15 protein-coding genes are annotated in these 16,802 nt (G+C 72.2%); 7 read left to right on the top strand and 8 right to left on the bottom strand.

What is annotated here, in order from left to right; genetic code table 11:
* Nucleotides 1–4 precede the first annotated feature (4 nt).
* The 3 genes from efeB (at nucleotide 5) to LIV37_RS35440 (ending at nucleotide 3,167) form a co-directional block, all read left to right on the top strand.
* Complete coding sequence (gene efeB / locus LIV37_RS35450; RefSeq protein ID WP_020871882.1) at nucleotides 5–1,264, top strand: iron uptake transporter deferrochelatase/peroxidase subunit; 1,260 nt, start codon at nucleotides 5–7, stop codon at nucleotides 1,262–1,264.
* 69 nt (nucleotides 1,265–1,333) lie between these two features.
* On the top strand, nucleotides 1,334–2,311 hold the full coding sequence (gene efeU, locus LIV37_RS35445; protein ID WP_020871881.1) for an iron uptake transporter permease EfeU: 978 nt from the start codon (nucleotides 1,334–1,336) through the stop codon (nucleotides 2,309–2,311).
* Nucleotides 2,244–3,167, top strand: coding sequence for an SCO2278 family lipoprotein (locus LIV37_RS35440; protein ID WP_476718415.1), 924 nt, complete (start codon nucleotides 2,244–2,246; stop codon nucleotides 3,165–3,167). Before efeU ends, LIV37_RS35440 begins: the two co-directional genes overlap by 68 nt.
* A 123-nt stretch (nucleotides 3,168–3,290) precedes the next feature.
* On the opposite strand, the gene LIV37_RS35435 is transcribed toward LIV37_RS35440, so the two are convergent.
* Nucleotides 3,291–4,025: a bifunctional DNA primase/polymerase gene (locus tag LIV37_RS35435; protein WP_121824123.1), complete on the bottom strand. Its 735-nt coding sequence runs from the start codon at nucleotides 4,023–4,025 to the stop codon at nucleotides 3,291–3,293.
* A gap of 169 nt (nucleotides 4,026–4,194) precedes the next feature.
* Between LIV37_RS35435 and LIV37_RS35430 the strand changes: the two genes are divergently transcribed.
* Nucleotides 4,195–5,121: a glycerophosphodiester phosphodiesterase gene (locus LIV37_RS35430; protein ID WP_020871878.1), complete on the top strand. Its 927-nt coding sequence runs from the start codon at nucleotides 4,195–4,197 to the stop codon at nucleotides 5,119–5,121.
* A gap of 157 nt (nucleotides 5,122–5,278) precedes the next feature.
* The gene (locus tag LIV37_RS35425) at nucleotides 5,279–6,295 is read left to right on the top strand and encodes a small ribosomal subunit Rsm22 family protein (protein ID WP_020871877.1); all 1,017 of its coding nucleotides are present in this window, start codon (nucleotides 5,279–5,281) and stop codon (nucleotides 6,293–6,295) included.
* A 91-nt stretch (nucleotides 6,296–6,386) separates the two neighbouring features.
* On the opposite strand, the gene LIV37_RS35420 is transcribed toward LIV37_RS35425, so the two are convergent.
* From LIV37_RS35420 to LIV37_RS35395, 6 genes are all read right to left on the bottom strand, one after another.
* Nucleotides 6,387–7,052 (bottom strand): response regulator transcription factor, encoded by a 666-nt coding sequence (locus LIV37_RS35420; RefSeq protein ID WP_020871876.1) that lies wholly within the window; start codon nucleotides 7,050–7,052, stop codon nucleotides 6,387–6,389.
* The gene (locus tag LIV37_RS35415; RefSeq protein WP_020871875.1) at nucleotides 7,049–8,155 is read right to left on the bottom strand and encodes a sensor histidine kinase; all 1,107 of its coding nucleotides are present in this window, start codon (nucleotides 8,153–8,155) and stop codon (nucleotides 7,049–7,051) included. Before LIV37_RS35415 ends, LIV37_RS35420 begins: the two co-directional genes overlap by 4 nt.
* Before the next feature lie 101 nt (nucleotides 8,156–8,256).
* Nucleotides 8,257–8,790 (bottom strand): hypothetical protein, encoded by a 534-nt coding sequence (locus tag LIV37_RS35410; protein WP_020871874.1) that lies wholly within the window; start codon nucleotides 8,788–8,790, stop codon nucleotides 8,257–8,259.
* A 146-nt stretch (nucleotides 8,791–8,936) separates the two neighbouring features.
* Nucleotides 8,937–10,268 (bottom strand): cytochrome P450, encoded by a 1,332-nt coding sequence (locus tag LIV37_RS35405; RefSeq protein ID WP_020871873.1) that lies wholly within the window; start codon nucleotides 10,266–10,268, stop codon nucleotides 8,937–8,939.
* Between the two features lie 239 nt (nucleotides 10,269–10,507).
* A complete protein-coding gene (locus LIV37_RS35400; protein ID WP_020871872.1) occupies nucleotides 10,508–11,623 on the bottom strand; it encodes a serine hydrolase domain-containing protein in 1,116 nt (371 codons plus the stop codon).
* Complete coding sequence (locus LIV37_RS35395; protein ID WP_020871871.1) at nucleotides 11,584–12,912, bottom strand: multidrug effflux MFS transporter; 1,329 nt, start codon at nucleotides 12,910–12,912, stop codon at nucleotides 11,584–11,586. The genes LIV37_RS35400 and LIV37_RS35395 overlap by 40 nt, the downstream gene beginning before the upstream one ends.
* Before the next feature lie 95 nt (nucleotides 12,913–13,007).
* Here LIV37_RS35395 and LIV37_RS35390 point away from each other — a divergent pair, with 95 nt between their 5' ends.
* On the top strand, nucleotides 13,008–14,072 hold the full coding sequence (locus LIV37_RS35390; protein ID WP_121824124.1) for a Gfo/Idh/MocA family protein: 1,065 nt from the start codon (nucleotides 13,008–13,010) through the stop codon (nucleotides 14,070–14,072).
* 79 nt (nucleotides 14,073–14,151) lie between these two features.
* Here LIV37_RS35390 and LIV37_RS35385 read toward each other — a convergent pair whose 3' ends face one another.
* Nucleotides 14,152–15,774, bottom strand: a complete 1,623-nt coding sequence (locus LIV37_RS35385; RefSeq protein WP_020871869.1) for an alkaline phosphatase D family protein — start codon at nucleotides 15,772–15,774, stop codon at nucleotides 14,152–14,154.
* A 173-nt stretch (nucleotides 15,775–15,947) separates the two neighbouring features.
* On the opposite strand from LIV37_RS35385, the gene LIV37_RS35380 reads away from it, so the two are divergent.
* Nucleotides 15,948–16,721: an SDR family oxidoreductase gene (locus LIV37_RS35380; protein ID WP_121824125.1), complete on the top strand. Its 774-nt coding sequence runs from the start codon at nucleotides 15,948–15,950 to the stop codon at nucleotides 16,719–16,721.
* Nucleotides 16,722–16,802: the final 81 nt, after the last annotated feature.

The following is a 16,802-nucleotide window of genomic DNA, read 5'->3' as shown; positions in this document are numbered from 1 at the left end:
GGACATGACCGACGAGGCCAACACGGCTCCCTCGCGCCGGGCGCTGATCGGCTGGGGCGGCGCCGGGCTCGCGCTCGGCGCCGCGGCAGCCGGGGGCGCGGCGGCCGCGCTCAGCGGCGACGCGGACGACACCCAGGCGGTCGCCGACAGCGGCGCCGCGGTGCCCTTCCACGGGGCGCACCAGGCGGGGATCGCCACCGCGGTACAGGACCGGCTGCACTTCGCGGCGTTCGACGTCACCACCGACGACCGCGCCGAGCTGATCGCGCTGCTGAAGGAGTGGACGAAGGCGGCGACCCGGATGACGCAGGGGCACGCGGTCGGCGGCGGCGCGGTGAGCGATCTGGCGGAGGCCCCGCCGGACGACACCGGCGAGGCACTGGGCCTCAAGGCGTCCCGGCTCACCCTCACCATCGGCTTCGGGCCCACGCTGTTTACGGACAAGAAGGGCAAGGACCGCTTCGGCATCGCCGACCGCCGCCCCGAGGCGCTGATCGACCTGCCCGCCTTCCCCGGCGACAACCTCGACCCGGCGCGCAGCGACGGCGATCTGTGCGTACAGGCGTGCGCGGACGATCCGCAGGTGGCCGTGCACGCCATCCGCAACCTGGCCCGCATCGGCATGGGCAAGGTGGCCATCCGCTGGTCGCAGCTGGGCTTCGGCAAGACCTCCTCGACCACGCCGGACGCCCAGACCCCGCGCAACATGATGGGCTTCAAGGACGGCACGCGGAACATCGCGGGCACCGACTCCGCCGCCCTGGACAAGCATGTGTGGGTGAGCGGGAAGGCGGGCCCGGCGTGGCTGGCCGGCGGCTCGTACCTGGTGGCGCGCCGCATCCGGATGCACATCGAGACCTGGGACCGCACCTCGCTCAAGGAGCAGGAGGACGTCTTCGGCCGGGACAAGGGCGAAGGCGCGCCACAGGGCAGGCAGCGCGAGCACGACGCGCCGAATCTGAAGGCGATGCTGCCCACCGCGCATGTCCGGCTGGCGCATCCGGACTCCAACGGCGGGGCCCGGATCCTGCGCCGCGGCTACTCCTTCACCGATGGCACGGACGGTCTGGGGCGGCTGGACGCGGGGCTGTTCTTCCTCGCCTACCAGCACGACGTACGGGACGGATTCGTGCCCGTACAGCGGCGGCTGGCGCGGACCGACGCGCTCAACGAGTACATCCAGCACGTGGGTTCGGCGCTCTTCGCCGTCCCGCCGGGCGTCCGGGACGCGGACGACTGGTGGGGCCGGGCGCTGTTCTCCTGACGGACTCCCCCAGAAATCCTCGACCACCTCCTCCAGGAACCCCCGACAAGGAAAAGGAAGGCGAACCTCGTGTTCGGCAATTACCTGATCGGTCTGCGCGAAGGACTCGAAGCCAGCCTGGTGGTCTGCATCCTGGTCGCCTATCTGGTCAAGACCGGGCGCCGGGAGGCGCTGCGCCCGGTGTGGCTCGGCATCGCCGCCGCGGTGGTCCTGAGCATGTCCTTCGGCGCGGCGCTGGAGTTCGGCTCGCAGGAGCTGACCTTCGAGGCGCAGGAGGCGCTGGGCGGCTCGCTGTCGATCCTGTCGGTGGGCCTGGTGACCTGGATGGTGTTCTGGATGCGGCGCACCGCCCGCCATCTGAGGTCCGAGCTGCACAGCAAGCTGGACGCGGCGCTCGCGATGGGCACCGGGGCGCTGGTGGCCACGGCCTTCCTCGCGGTCGGCCGGGAGGGTCTGGAGACCGCGCTGTTCGTGTGGACGGCGGTGCGGGCGAGCAACGACGGTACGGCGGACCCGCTGATCGGCGTGGTCCTGGGCCTGGTCACCGCCGTGGTGCTGGGCTGGCTGTTCTACCGGGGCGCGCTCCGGATCAACCTGGCGAAGTTCTTCACCTGGACCGGCGCGATGCTGGTCGTGGTGGCGGCGGGGGTGCTCGCGTACGGGTTCCACGACCTCCAGGAGGCCGACTGGCTGCCCGGGCTGCACTCGCTGGCCTTCGACATCAGCTCCACCATCGCGCCGGACTCCTGGTACGGCACGGTGCTCAAGGGCGTCTTCAACTTCCAGCCGGACCCGACCTGGCTCCAGGTGTGGATGTGGGCGCTCTACCTGGTCCCCACGCTCGCGCTGTTCCTCCGCCCGGGTAGGGTGTCGCCGTCCACAGCAGCCCCCACGAATCGGGAGCCGGAGCCCCATGACACGCAGGTCGCCCCGTCGGCAGCTGGCAGTTCCGACCGCAGCGGTGGTACTGACGCTGGGGATGACGCTCACGGGGTGCATGACGGTGCACGGCGAGCGGGAGAACATTCCGTCGGTGGACAAGGCTGAGGCGCCCAAGGCGCTCGAGCGGTTCACCGACACGTACAACAAGGCGTACCGGGAGCTGGATCCGGCGCTGGCGAGCAAGGTGGAGACGGGCCCGCTCGAGGCCATCACCACGGCCGACCTCAAGGCCCAGCACGCGAGCTCGCCCGACGGCAACCCCAAGTACCCGTCGCTGGAGCTGTCCGACGTCACCTACCGCATCCCCAGGCAGGTGGGCTGGCCGAAGTTCTTCGTCGCGGACACCGACAGCAACCGCGACGACAACCGCTGGCTGTTCGTCTTCACCCGTGGCGGTGCCGACGAGCCGTGGAAGGCCGCGTATCTGTCGATCCTCAGCCAGGACGAGGTGCCGGACTTCGCGACCGACAAGGACGGCTGGGCCAAGCCGGTCCGGGCCGCGGGACCGGCCCCGAAGCTGGCCACCCGGCCGGACAAGCTGAGCGCGGAGTACGCCGACTACCTGATGACGGGCAAGGGCTCGGTCTTCGCCGACGGGCAGTCCACGTCGGGGCTGCGGGACACCCGGAAGAAGTACCTGCGCACGCCGAAGTTCTGGACCGAGTACATCGACAGCCCGGCGCAGGGCGCACAGGACGCCCCGGTGGGGCTGCGCACCTCGGACGGCGGGGCGATCGTGTTCTTCACCTCGCACCACCGGCAGAAGCAGACCATGGCGAAGGGGTTCCGGCCCAACCCGGATCCGCAGATCAAGGCGCTGATGACGGGGGAGGCCAAGAGGGCGGTGACGCTGACCCGCATCGCGGAGTCGGCGGTACGGGTCCCCGCGAAGGACGCGGCAGACCCGAAGGTGGTCTTCCTCAACCGCCTGGAGGGCGTAACCGCCGCGAAGGGCGAATGAGGCTAGTTGTGGGCAATCGTCCCGCGGAGGGGGCACCTCCCAGCGGTAGCTGGGGGAGGGACGGGTGGGCACAACCCACCCACCGGCCCGCACCCGGCAACGAAACCCCGAGACGCGACCGCCCTACCGCCCCAGCGGCCAAGCAGCAGCCTGATCCTGATCCGAGCCCGCGAAGCGGGCACACGCATCGGTGAGCGCCTCCAGCAGCGTCAGCGGATCCGGCAGCGGCCGCTCCGGCCCGAGCACCCACCCCACATGCCCGTCCCCCGGCAACCTCGCGGGCGGCACCAGCACATAGCTCCCCCGGCAGTGCCACCGCAGCCCCGGATGCTCATCCATCGTCTCCGGATGGCAGTCCAGCTCACACGGCCACCACTCGTCCTCGTCGTCGGGCGTACCCCGCGTGGCCGCGAAGAAGAGCATCCGGCCCTGCTGGAGATCGCCGCTGCTCGTGGCCACGGGCCCGACCTCGACCTCGGCCGCGCCCAGCCGCTCGAGGGCCAGCCGCCCCGCGTCCGCGGGCACGTCGAGCACATCGTGGATGATGCCGGTGGCGGTGATGAAGTTGGCCTGCGGATCGGCGCGCAGCCACTGCGCGACCTTGTCCGGGTCCGTCGTCGCCTGGGTCTGCCAGGCGAACGAGACGGGGTGGCGGGCCGGGGTGGGACAGCCGATGCGGTCACAGGAACAGCCGTAGCCGGAGGGGTACGCGGCCGGCGCGAGCGGGAATCCCGCCGCCGCGGCGGCCATGAGCAGGTCCTCGCGGACGCCCGCGGCGCCCGCTCCCGTGCCCTGGTCGCCGCCCGCTCCGCTCCTCGGCCGACGCAGCCACTGGGAGAACCTGCCCATGCGTTCCATCTACCGCCTCGCTTCACCGCCCGTACCGGCGGTACCGCCGGTACCCGATCAATGCTGCCACCATCCTGCTCCGGAAGTGGCCGGTGTCCGCATCCGGGGTGGGTGAGAGCACCCCGACCGGGTGCCGATATCAGGGCATAACGGATGTCACGCCCCTAGCGTTCCGTTTATGATCAGCAGGCATTTTCTGACCGCCGTCGTGGTGCTCGGCCTCTCCATACCGGCGGCCGTCGCGGCCCACCCCACCGCTCGTCCGTCCGTACGACGCCTCATACCCCCGGCCGCCGAAATACTTCCGGCCGCCGAACCGGCGCGCCTCGGCCTCCAGCCCGCGCTCACGACGCCGTCGTCCCGGAAGCCCGCCGTCGTCTACACCGCGCACCGCGGCGGCGCCCTGGAAGTGCCGGAGAACAGCATGTCCGGGCTGGCCAGCGCCTTCAGCAGGCACGACGCCCAGGTCCTGGACTTCGACAGCCGCCTGCTCGGGGACGGCACGCTCGTGGTGATGCACGACGCGACGCTGGACCGCACGACCGACCGGACCGGGCCCGTACGGGCCCTGACCACCGCCCAGTGGCGCGACGTCCGGCTGCGCCCCGACCCCTCCCTGCGCGGCACCTGGCGGCCCGAGCGGCCGCCGACCGTCGCCGAGGTGCTGGACCGGTTCGGCGGTCGGATCACCTTGATGGTGGAGGCCAAGGACCCGGAAAGCCTGCCGCGGCTGGCGAAGATGATCCGCGACCGGGGGCTGATCCACTCCGTCTACGTCAACAGCAACCGCCCCGAGGTGGCCCGCGAGGCCCACCGCAAGGGGCTGCTGACCCAGCTGTGGCGGTCCGCCCGGCAGATGCGCACCGACACCCCGCGCGACTGGCGCGGCGTCGTCGATCTGCTGGACGTCGACTACCGGGCACGCGACAAGGACGTACGACGGGCCGTCGCCTCCGGGATACCGCGAGTATGGGCGCACACCGTGGACACCCCGGCACAGCGGGACCGGATGCTGCGGCTCGGCTGCGACGGCATCATCACGGACGCGCCGGGACGGCTGATCTCCACGCCCGTACGAATGCCGCGGGCGCACGGCGGGGGGTGACCGACGGCGGGCGGTGGCGGGCGAGCGGGCCGTGAGCGGGTCCGACCAGCGGTGGCCGACCAGCGGTCCGGCCCGGACGGCGGGGGTGGCCCGGCCCCTGACCGACCCTCCGCCCGGGCGGCGAGGACGGTTACCTCCCGCCGGTAGAATCCCCCGAATGCACGCCCCCGACGCCGCCCTCGCCGACGAGACGCCCCACACCGCGCTCGCCGGACTCCTCGACGGTCTGCCGCCCCGCCAGGCGGCCCAGGCGGTCGACCGGCTGATCGGCCACTACCGGGGGCGCACCCCGACCGACGCGCCCGTGCTGCGCGACCGCTCCGACGTCGCCGCGTACGCCGCGTACCGGATGCCCGCGACCTTCGAGGCCGTGCGCGCCGCCCTCGACGCCTTCCGCGCCCGTACGCCCGGCTGGGCCCCGGCCACGCACATCGACATCGGCGGCGGTACGGGCGCGGCCAGTTGGGCCGTGGCCGCCGCCTGGCCGGGGGCCGGGCACAGCACCACGGTCCTGGACTGGGCCGAGCCCGCGCTGACCCTCGGCCGCGAACTGGCCCGGCAGGCGCCCTCCGAGGCGCTGCGCACCGCCCGCTGGCAGCGCCGGGCCATCGGCGACGGCCTCGCGCTGCCGGACGGGACCGACCTGGTCACCGTCAGCTACGTACTGGGCGAACTGGCCGAGGCCGACCGGCACGCCGTCGTGGCCGAGGCGGCGCGCGCGGCGCAGGCCGTGGCGCTGATCGAGCCGGGCACCCCGGACGGCTATCTGCGGATCCGCGAGGCCCGGGACCGGCTGCTGGCGGCCGGGCTGCGGATCGTCGCCCCCTGCCCGCACGGCGCGTCCTGCCCGATCGAGCCCGGCACCGACTGGTGCCACTTCGCCACCCGGGTCCGCCGCTCCTCCCTCCACCGGCGGGTCAAGGGCGGTTCGCTGCCGTACGAGGACGAGAAGTTCAGCTATGTCGCGGCCGTACGGTTCGACGCGACGCCCGCCGGGGCGCGGGTGGTGCGCCGCCCGCAGATCCGCAAGGGTCAGGTGCTGCTGGACCTGTGCGCGCCCGAGGAGGGGCTGGGGCGTACCACGGTGACCAAGCGTCAGGGGCCGCTGTACCGGGCCGCCCGCGATGTGTCCTGGGGCGATGTCTGGCCCCCCGAGGAGGAGCCTCGCCACTAAGCGCTCCGCTGGATGCCCTGACCTGCCGTCGCTCGCCCGCGCCACCGTCGTGGCCGTTCGCGCCCAACGCGGCGGAGCCGGTCGTGGCGGGTCAGGCGAGGCCGGCCGCGATGGCGCGGCGCACGGCGTCGGCCCGGTCGCGGATGTCCGCCTTGGCGAACAGGTTGTTGATGTGGGTCTTGACCGTGGCCTCGCTGATGAAGAGCTTCTCGGCGATGGCCCGGTTCGGCAGACCCTGCCCGATCGCGGCCAGCACTTCGCGTTCGCGGGGGGTGAGGTCCGCGGGGAGCGCGCTTCCGGCAGCCGTGGGCTTGCCGCGGACGGTGGCCAGCAGCCGGTCCTGGACCTCCCGGTCGAGTACGGACTGGCCCGCGGCGGCGGCCCGGATCGCCCGGACGATGTCCTGGCGTCCCGCGTTCTTCGTCAGGTAACCGCGGGCGCCCGCGCTCAGCGCGGCCAGGATCGAGTCGTCGTCGGCGAAAGTGGTGAGGACGACGACGGCCACCTCGGGGTGTTCCTCGCTCAGCCTGCGGGTCGCCTCGGTCCCGTCGAGTACGGGCATTCTCAGATCCATCAGCACCACGTCCACCGGCCCGGCGGCGACCGCGGTCAGGACCTCGCTCCCGTCCGCCGCCGCGGCGACGACCTCGATGTCCGCGGAGAGTCCCAACACCGCGGCGAGCGGCTCCCGGACGGCGGCCTGGTCATCGGCGACGACCACCCTCAACGTCCGGCTGTCTCCGAAGGGTTCGGTCATTGCGGGATCACTGCCTCCACTTGCCAGCCGCCCTGGTCGGGTTCCTCGGTGACCGGGCCCGTGGTGAGGGTTCCGTTCAGCAGGGCCACCCGTTCACGCATCCCGATCAGTCCCATCCCGCTGCCGACGCCCGCGTCCACCGGGCGGGTGGCGGCACGGTTGCGGATCCTCAGTGTCGTCGACGAGGCGGCGAACGTCAGCTCCACGCCGACATCGCCGCCGGGCGCGTGCCGGGCCGCGTTGGTCAGCGCCTCCTGGGCGATCCGCAGGAGGTTCTGGGTCACCTGCGCCGGCACCTCCCGGACGGTCCCGGTGACGGTGAGGGCGTCGCGGTGGCCGGACGACGCCAGCATCGCGGTCAGGCTCTCCAGCAGCGGCAGGGAGTCCTCGCGGAGGGTGTGCACGGTCCACTGCGCCTGCTTCAGGCTCTCCTTGACCAGGCTGTGGGCCTTGCCGTTGGCCTCTCGCACCTTCTCCAGGTCACCGGTGTCGAGCAGCGCGTCGGCCAGTTCCAGCTGCATGTTGATCCCGGCCAGCGAATGCGCCAGGACGTCGTGCACGTCCCGGGCGATCCGGCTGCGCTCGGTCAGCACCGCCGCCTGGGCCTCCGCTCGGGCGGCGCTCTCGGCGGACTCCGCCGCCGAGAGCGCCGACCGCACGGCCTGGTGATGACTGCGGTTGGCGATCCCGACCAGGACCGGGACGCCGGTGGCCAGGCCGATTTCCCAGGGCACCAGGTGGTGACCGGGCCCGAGATGGAAGTACAGGACGGCGCCGCACAGCAGGCTGCAGGACAGCGCGAGGACGACGGCCGGTCTGGTCCGGAGCCGGTATCCGACGTGTCCGGCGAGGAAGAAGGCGAAGAGGTAGGTCGATCCGCCGCGGCCGGTGGCGATCAGTGCGGCCGACGCGACGATCCCGAGAGACAGCCAGACGACGGCGACCCGCTCCGTGACCCTGGCCTCGGGCAGCCCTCGGGCCAGCAGCGCCAGGCAGTTGAGCACGAAGAGCACGGCGACCGCCAGCCCCCACCCGCTGAAACCCATCGGCCGGATCGTCAGGATCCCGGCGCCGATGACGGCCAGGGTCAGCACCCACTGCATACGGGGGTCCCGTCCCGGCATCGACCGCGGTTCGACCCGGTGGGGTGGCACCGACGCGGGGGAGGACGCGGGCTCGGCTGCGGGCACGGCCAGACCATAGCTCACGGCCGGGCCAGGAGGTGGTTCGCCGCCGGTGCCTGCTGCTCGCGGGGCACCAGCCGGCCGCGCAGGAAGATCGTGGCCAGCCGCGTGACCACCTCGGTGAGAGCCATCAGGACGAACGCCGCCACCCATGCCTGGTCGCCCGTGATGTGGTGGGCGACGCTGAACCGGGCCACGTCGTCGGCGCCACCGCCGTGCTCGACCCACAGCTGGAATCCCATGCGCGCGCCCATGCCCAGCACCCAGAGAACCGCCGAGACCGCACCGGCCTTGACCAGGATGTGTCCGTCGAGTGCCCGGACCCGGGTGTACACACCACCGGCGACGCCGAGCACGGCGCCCACAGCCATCAGTGCCCCCACCAGCACCAGATCGTTGCCCGCGGTGGGAACGCCGTCCAGGTACGTATGGGCCACGAAGGCCACGATCCCCAGCGGGATGAGGAAGGATTTGAGGTCCAGGCGGCCTTCCCGCAGTTGCCGGAAGACGACAAGGATGAGGGCGATGTCGGTGATCCACTCGGTTGTTGTCATGCCCCCAAGCGTGCTGTCGGGCGCCCTTCCGCACCTGGACCCAGAGGTGGAATCGGGGGTGGAGAACAGCGCCTCCCGGAGGTCCACCCCCGATGACATCAAACGAGCACGATGCGGGGGCGGTGGCGCTCCCGATCGGACGCCGGCTAGCCCGCGGCCGGGGCGGGGGTGAAGGTGACCGGGAGGGAGACCAGGCAGCGGTACCAGAGGGAGTCCATCCACTGGAGCTCGTCGGGCTCGACGGCCAGCTCCAGGTCCGGCACCCGGTCGAGCAGCACCTCGATCGCCGTCTCCGAGATGATCTTGCCCAGGTCGGGCGCATGCGCCGGGCAACCGTAGTCGCCACCGGAGAAGGACACATACGCGTTGTTCCCGGCGTAGCCCACCGTGGAGTCGGGCCACAGCAGCGGGTCCGCGTTGGCGGCGGCGAAGCCGAGGACGAGGAGGTCACCGGCGCGGATGCGCTGGTCCCCGAGGGTGGTGTCCCGGGTGGCGAAGCGGCCGATGACGTTCTGGAGCGGGGAGTCCGCCCACAGCACCTCGTTCATGGCCTCGCCGATGCTGCGGCGGTTGCCCGCGAGGGTCACGGTGAAGCGGTCGTCGGTGAGCATCAGCCGGACGGTGTTGCCGATCCAGTAGGACGTGGCGGGCATGCCCGCGGCGATCATCACCATCAGGTCGCCGACGAGTTGCTCGTCGGTGAGGTCCGGGGAGTTCTCGATGTACCGGGAGGTGACATCCGGGCCCGGCTCCTCGCGCTTGGCCGCCACCAGCCGCTGTACCACCTCGGCGGCGCGCTGCTGGGCGGCCATGGATTCGTCGTTGGAGAGCAGCGAGACGGTCACCGCCTCCGCCATGTACTCCAGCTGGTCCTCGGGCAGGCCGTACATCGTGCCCATGGCGAGGGCGGGCACCGAGTAGACGTAGTCGAAGACCAGGTCCGCCTTGCCGCTGCCGACGAACTTGTCGATCAGCGAGTCGGCGAAGCGCTCGCAGTGCCGGCGCAGTTCGAAGGGGTCGACGGAGGCGAGGGCGTCGCTGACGGCCGCCGAGCGCCGCCGGTGCTCGTCCCCCTCCGTGAAGTGGATCATGGGGCTGTGGGCCACCCAGGGCATGAGGGGCCAGTCGGACGGCACCTCGTCCCAGCGGTTCCAGCGGCGTGAGTCGCGGCCGTAGGTCTGGACGTCGGTGACGACCTGGCGTATCTCGCGATAGCCGAGGACGAGCCAGGCGGGGACGTCGGACTCCAGCAGGACCGGGGCGACCTGTCCGTGGTCGCGCCGCATCCGCTCGTAGCTCTCGGCCGGATTCCGCAGGTACCGCTCCCCGTACAGCAGTGCGGGGCCGGTGTGGGAGGGGTCGGCGTGGGCGGGGCAGCCGGGGGGCGGCGCCGCCGGGCCCGGGTCGCCGGGCGCGTCCTCCGCGCCCGGTGAGTCCTGAGGGGCCGGAGAGTCCTGCGGGTCCTGGAGGTTCGTCACAGCGGTCTTCCTCATGGCGGTGGAGCAGCGCGGCCGTCCGGGGGTACACGGCAGTTGCACAGGCTAACGAAGCGAACGGATCAGGCCAACTGTCCTGACATCACCGGCTGGTGAGAGCAGGCCGGCCGAGGCAGGTCGGCCAAGGGCGCGGGCCAGTGCTGTCAGGCCGAGGCGCGGGCCAGTGCTGTCAGGCCGAGGCGTGGGCCAGCACCCTCAGCCAAGGGCTCGGGCCGGCACCCTCAGCCCAAGGCGCGCGCCAGCGCCGTGGCCGCCGCCGCTCGGGGCGCGTTGTCGCCGGGGCGGCGGCGCGGATGCACAGTGGTGGCGAGCAGCACCAGATAGGCCCCGCGGGCCCGGTCCACCACCAGGCTGGTCCCGGTGAACCCGGTGTGCCCCGCGGCGCCCCGCCCCGCCAACTCCCCCATGAACCACGGCTGGTCGACCTCGAAGCCCAGCCCCGGCGCGGTCAGCATCAGCTCGGTGGACTCCGACGACAGCGCGGGCCCGCCCCCGGCCAGCAGCGTCCGGCACAGCACGGCCAGGTCTCCGGCGGTCGAGAAGAGCCCGGCGTGCCCCGCGACCCCACCCAGCGCCCAGGCGTTCTCGTCGTGCACCACGCCCCGCAGCATCCCCCGGTCCAGCTTGCCCCAGGGCCGCCGCTGGTCCTCGGTGGCCGCGATCCGGGGGAGCCAGGAGGCGGGCGGGTTGAAGCGGGTGCCGGTCATGTCCAGCGGCCCGGTGACCGTCTCCTGGACGAGCTGGTCCAGCGGCTGCCCCGCCGACCGCTCCAGGACGCGCTGGAGCAGCAGGAAGTTGAGGTCGGAGTAGCGGCGGGCGGTGCCGGGCGGGGTGGCCGGCGGCTCGGCCGCGAGCCGGGCCAGCGCCCGCTCCCGCCCGTCCTCCACGTACTCGTACTCGTACAGCGGCAGTTCGGGGATCAGCCCGGAGGTGTGGGTGAGCAGTTGCCGCACGGTGATGCCGTGCTCGGCGGCGGCCGTGCACTCCGGGGCGTACCCGGCCACCCGACCGTCCAGCGAGATCAGCCCGCGTTCGACGGCCCGCAGCGCCACGATGGTGGTGAACAGCTTGGTGAGCGAGGCGAGGTCGAAGACGGTGTCGCGGCGCACCGGCTCCCACCGCTCGCGCGGCAGCTCCACGCCCCGGTCGGAGGTCTCGTCGTACGCCGCGTGGCGCACCGCCCAGCCGAAGGGCTCCTCGGCCAGCGGGCCGGAGCCGGTCCCGGCGGCCAGCGCCGCCCCGGAACACCAAGGGCGCTCCCCCTCGGGAAGCGCCCTGACGGTCTCCAGCAGCCGGGTCAGACCACGGTCACGCTGTGCTTCGTACGTCGCTGCCACGGACGGCAGAATCCCATGAAGCAGGCCATGGCCGCGAGCGCGCAGCACAGCTGGACGACGGCCATCGGCACCGCCGTGGTCTCGCCCGCGATCCCCACCAGCGGGGAGGCGACCGCGCCCAGCAGGAAGGTGGAGGTGCCCAGCAGCGCGGAGGCGGAACCGGCGGCGTGCGGGGTGCGCATCAGCGCCGAGGCGTTGGTGTTCGGCATGGCCAGACCCATCGACGACATCAGCACGAACAGGCAGGCCGCGACCGGCCCCAGACCGGCCTTGCCGAAGACCCCGGCGGAGAGGATCAGCAGCGCGGTCGCCGCGAGGGCGATCAGCGTCAGCGCCACGGCCAGCACCTTGTCCATGTTGACTCGGCCGACGAGCACCCGGCCGTTGATCTGGCCCATGCCGATGAGGCCGATCGAGTTGAGCCCGAAGAGGAGGCTGAAGGTCTGCGGGGAGGCGCCGTAGATCTCCTGGACGACGAAGGACGAACCGGAGACATAGGCGAAGAGGGCGGCGAAGGCGAAGCCGCCCGCGAGCATGTATCCGGCGAAGACGCGGTCGGCGAGCAGCCCGCGCATCGTACGGAGCGTCTGGCCGAGCCCGCCGTCCTGGCGGCGCTCCGCGGGCAGGGTCTCGCCCAGGAAGCGCCAGACGACGAGGGTGAGCAGGGCGCCGATCACGGTGAGGACGACGAAGACGCCGCGCCAGTCGGTGAAGCGCAGGATCTGCCCGCCGATGACGGGCGCGGCGATGGGCGCGACGCCGGAGATCAGCATGAGGGTGGAGAAGAAGCGGGCCATCGCGATGCCGTCGTACAGGTCGCGGACGACGGCGCGGGCGATCACGATCCCGGCCGACCCGGCGAGCCCCTGGAGCAGCCGGAACCCGATGAGCAGCCCGGCGGTGGGTGCGAAGGCGCAGATGGCGGTGGCGATGACGTAGATCACCATGCCGATGAGGAGGGGACGGCGGCGGCCCCACTTGTCGCTCATCGGGCCGACGACGAGCTGGCCGAGCGCCATGCCCATCAGACAGGCGGTGAGGGTGAGCTGGGCGGTGGCGGCCGAGCTATGGAGCGCGTCGGTGACCTCCGGCAGGGCCGGGAGGTACATGTCCATCGAGAGGGCGGGGAGCGCGGTGAGCCCGCCGAGGACGAAGGTGACGAGGAGGCTCGTACGGCGCTGCGCGGTCAGCGGGGCGGTGACCTGGGGCGCGGCGGCGGAGGAGGGAGAAGAGGGGTCGGGTCTGTGAGCCCGGGAGGGAGCGGCGGCCGTTTGGCCGGGCTGCTGCATGCTGACCTTCCATGAGTCGTTGAATCGTTGTCTATGCTCTCAGCTGAATTGGAGTGCTCACGACCGAATAAGCACCGAACAAGCCAGGGGTGGGGATGTCCGGACCGAAGGCCGAGCCGGTGCGGTGGGGGATTCTGGCGACCGGTGGCATCGCCGCCTCGTTCGCCACGGACCTGCTGGAGATGGCGGATGCGCAGGTCATCGCGGTCGGCTCGCGCCGTCCTGAGTCGGCGAAGCGGTTCGCGGAGCGGTTCGGGATATCCCGTGCCTACGGCGGCTGGGAGGAGCTGGCCGCCGATGACGACATCGATGTGATCTATGTCGCCACCCCGCACTCGGCCCATCGGGCGGCGGCCGGGCTGTGTCTGGAGGCGGGGCGTGCGGTGCTGTGCGAGAAGCCGTTCACGCTCAATGTCCGCGAGGCCCAGGAGCTGGTGGACCTCGCCCGGGCCCGGGGCCGCTTCCTGATGGAGGCGATGTGGACGTACTGCGACCCGGTCGTCCGCCGGATGACCGAGCTGATCCACGACGGCGCGATCGGCGAGGTCCGGGCGGTCCACGCGGACTTCGGGCTGCCCGGCCCGTATCCCCCGGAGCACCGGCTGCGCGATCCGGCGCTGGGCGGCGGCGCGCTGCTGGACCTCGGCGTCTATCCGGTGTCCTTCGCCCAGCTGCTGCTCGGCGAGCCGGACGAGGTGCGGGCGGTGGGGCAGCTCTCCCCCGAGGGCGTGGATGTGAACACGGGCCTGGCGCTGGGCTGGGACAGCGGGGCGGTGGCGCTGCTGTCCTGCTCGATCACCGCCGATACGCCGATGACGGCGGCGGTGACGGGCACGGCGGGGCGGATCGAGTTCCCGCGCGGCTTCTTCCAGCCCGAGCGCTTCGTACTGCACCGGCCCGGCCGGGATCCGGAGGAGATCACGGCGGTGGACGGGCTGCGCTCCTACCAGCGGGAGGCGGCGGAGGTGATGCGCGCGCTGCGCGCGGGCGAGACGGAGTCCCCGCTGGTGCCGCTGGACGGCACGCTGGCGGTGATGCGGACCCTGGACGCGGCGCGGAAGCGGCTGGGGGTGCGGTATCCGGAAGCGGACGGGGACGCGGACGAGGCGTGGGCGGGGCGGGGCGTGAGCGGGGCGGGGCGTGAGCGGGGCGGGGCGTGAGCGGGGCGGGGCGTGAGCGGGGCGGGGCGTGAGCGGGGCGGGCCCGGCGCATGGGGTGCGCGCCGGGCCCGCCCGCCCGTCAGACCTGCTGCAGGCCGGGGTTCCCGGCCTCGCTGACGAGCGACGCCGCCGTGGTGAGCGGCGCGCCCTGGGTCGTGACCGCGGAGACAGTCTTGTAGTCGGCCCGTGCCCGCTCCTCGTCCAGCGAGACCGTCACATAGCCGCGCCGGCCGTTGTAGAACTTCATATGCGGGTTGGCGGCCATGTAGGTGGCCCAGTTGTCGGGCTTGTCGGCGCCGTCCTTGCCGCTGCTGACGGAGGTGCCGACGAACTCCACGCCCAGGGTCCGGGAGCCCGGGTCGTCGAAGTCCTTCTTGATGTCGAAGGCGTAGTGCACATGGACATCGCCGGTCAGGACGACGAAATTGTCCAGGCCCGCCTTCTCGACACCGGCCAGGATCCGCTCCCGGGAGGCGGGGTAGCCGTCCCAGGAGTCCATGGAGAGCTTGGAGCGCGCGGCCGTGGTGTTCTTCCGCTGGGAGAAGGTGACCTGCTGCGGCAGCACGTTCCAGGTGGCGGTGGAGCGCTGGAAGCCGTCGAGCAGCCAGCGCTCCTGGGTGGCGCCGGTGAGGGTGCGCGAGGGGTCCTCGGACTCCGGGCCCGGGTACTGCCAGCCGTCGCCGTACGCCTGGTTGGAGCGGTACTGGCGGGTGTCGAGGATGTCGAACTGGGCCAGCTTGCCGTAGTGGAAGCGGCGGTAGAGCCGCATGTCGGCGCCGCTCGGCCGCTGCGGCATCCGCAGCGGCATGTTCTCCCAGTACGCCCGGTAGGCGGCGGCCCGGCGGATCAGGAACTCGTCCGACGGGCTGCCGTTCTCGTCGATGTCGCCCGCGTAGTTGTTCTCGGTCTCGTGGTCGTCCCAGGTGACGTACCAGGGGAAGGCGGCGTGGGCGGCCTGGAGGTCCTCGTCGGACTTGTAGAGCGCGTAGCGCAGTCGGTAGTCCCCGAGCGTCATGGTCTCGGTGTTGAAGTGCGCGGGGAGGGTGCGGTCGGTGTAGCCGCGGGCGCCGCCCGCGGCGCTGACCGCGTACTCGTACTGGTAGTCGCCCACGTGGAAGACGGCGTCCAGGTCCTCCCCCGCCAGGTGGCGGTAGGCGGTGAAGTAGCCGTCGTGGTACGCCTGGCAGGACACCAGGCCGAAGCGGACCTCCTGGACCTTGGCGCCCAGGGCGGGGGTGGTGCGGGTGCGGCCCACCGGGCTGGTCCAGTTCCCGGCCTTGAAGCGGTACCAGTAGACGCGGCCCGGCTCGAGCCCCTTGGCGTCCACGTGCACCGTGTAGTTGAACTCGGCGTGCGCGGTGATGGTCCCCCGGCGGGCGACGCGGCTGAACTTCTCGTCGCGGGCGATCTCCCACTCGACCTTGACGGTGCCCTCTTCGGGCAGCCCGTTGCCCGGCTCGTAGGGGCGGGGCGCCAGCCTGGTCCACAGCACGACGGCGTCGGGCAGCGGGTCGCCGGACGCCACGCCGAGCGTGAACGGGTTGTCGGCGAGCGCGCGCGGCGACACCTGCGCGGCGTGGGCGCTGGGCAGGTTGGTGGTGAAGGCGAGCGCGGCGGCGGCTCCCGTCACGGTGAGGAAGCGGCGGCGTCCCAACGTTGCGGCCGCGGCTCGTATGGCGCGCTGGTGCGAGTCGTGTGCCATGTGCTCTCCCCTGGCTCGTGGCGTCAGAGGAATTGGAGTGCCGGGGGACGGCCGGGCGTTTGCGTGCACACGACATCGATATGACCGCTCGGTGAGTTCCGTTGCCGGAAGGGACCTTTACGGCGAATCGGCGCACCAGCACGGTGAACTGACGTGGCGTACGCTGCGGCGCCATGAGCGACGGACGTGTGTCGGTGGTGTCGAAAGTGGCGGTGGTGACGGGCGCGGGCTCCGGGGTCGGCCGGGCCGTGGCGCTCGAACTCCTCGAGGCGGGCTGGTCGGTGGTGCTGGCCGGGCGCCGCGAGGAGGCCCTGGCCGAGACGGCGCGGCTGGCCGGTGGCGGCCCCCCGGCCCCGGTGGTGCCGACGGATGTGGCCAGTCCGGAGCGGGTGGACGCGCTCTTCGCGGCGGTGCGGGAGCGGTTCGGACGGCTGGACCTGCTGTTCAACAACGCGGGCAGCTTCGGCCCGCGCGGCGTGCCGCTGGAGGATCTGGCCTACGAGGACTGGCGGTCGGTGGTGGACACCAACCTCACGGGGGCGTTCCTGTGCGCACAGGCGGCGTTCCGGCTGATGCGGGACCAGGACCCCCGGGGCGGACGGATCATCAACAACGGCTCGCTCTCGGCGCATGTGCCCAGGCCGGACAGCGTGGCGTACACGGCCACCAAGCACGCCATCACGGGGCTCACCAAGTCGCTGTCGCTGGACGGGCGCCGGTACGGCATCGCCTGCGGGCAGATCGACATCGGCAACGCGGCGACCGAGATGACCGAACGGATGTCCGCCGGTGTGCCGCAGGCGAGCGGGGAGGTGGTGGCCGAGCCCGTGATGGACGTCGCGGACGTGGCACGGACGGTGCGGCATATGGCGTCGCTGCCCCTGGAGGCGAATGTGCAGTTCGCGACGGTCATGGCGACGGCGATGCCGTACATCGGCCGCGGCTGACGGATGAGGGAACGTCACCCGTCGTAGATAACCCTCCGATTGTGGAGATAATGTGAGGATGTGGGCAATTCACCCCATCGG

Origin of the sequence: Streptomyces rapamycinicus NRRL 5491 (genome assembly GCF_024298965.1) — a bacterium.
In the GTDB taxonomy this organism is placed as follows: Bacteria; Actinomycetota; Actinomycetes; order Streptomycetales; family Streptomycetaceae; genus Streptomyces; species Streptomyces rapamycinicus.
The sequence above is the reverse complement of the archived record's forward strand: the minus strand, read 5'-3'. Positions and strand labels throughout refer to the sequence as shown.

Excerpts from the sequence above, each read along its gene's own strand:
- efeB (WP_020871882.1), top strand. The coding sequence starts at position 5 with ATGACCGACGAGGCCAACACGGCTCCCTCGCGCCGGGCGCTGATCGGC.
- LIV37_RS35440 (WP_476718415.1), top strand. The coding sequence starts at position 2,244 with ATGACGCTCACGGGGTGCATGACGGTGCACGGCGAGCGGGAGAACATT.
- LIV37_RS35435 (WP_121824123.1), bottom strand. The coding sequence starts at position 4,025 with ATGGAACGCATGGGCAGGTTCTCCCAGTGGCTGCGTCGGCCGAGGAGC.
- LIV37_RS35430 (WP_020871878.1), top strand. The coding sequence starts at position 4,195 with ATGATCAGCAGGCATTTTCTGACCGCCGTCGTGGTGCTCGGCCTCTCC.
- LIV37_RS35425 (WP_020871877.1), top strand. The coding sequence starts at position 5,279 with ATGCACGCCCCCGACGCCGCCCTCGCCGACGAGACGCCCCACACCGCG.
- LIV37_RS35420 (WP_020871876.1), bottom strand. The coding sequence starts at position 7,052 with ATGACCGAACCCTTCGGAGACAGCCGGACGTTGAGGGTGGTCGTCGCC.
- LIV37_RS35415 (WP_020871875.1), bottom strand. The coding sequence starts at position 8,155 with ATGCAGTGGGTGCTGACCCTGGCCGTCATCGGCGCCGGGATCCTGACG.
- LIV37_RS35410 (WP_020871874.1), bottom strand. The coding sequence starts at position 8,790 with ATGACAACAACCGAGTGGATCACCGACATCGCCCTCATCCTTGTCGTC.
- LIV37_RS35395 (WP_020871871.1), bottom strand. The coding sequence starts at position 12,912 with ATGCAGCAGCCCGGCCAAACGGCCGCCGCTCCCTCCCGGGCTCACAGA.
- LIV37_RS35390 (WP_121824124.1), top strand. The coding sequence starts at position 13,008 with ATGTCCGGACCGAAGGCCGAGCCGGTGCGGTGGGGGATTCTGGCGACC.
- LIV37_RS35385 (WP_020871869.1), bottom strand. The coding sequence starts at position 15,774 with ATGGCACACGACTCGCACCAGCGCGCCATACGAGCCGCGGCCGCAACG.
- LIV37_RS35380 (WP_121824125.1), top strand. The coding sequence starts at position 15,948 with ATGAGCGACGGACGTGTGTCGGTGGTGTCGAAAGTGGCGGTGGTGACG.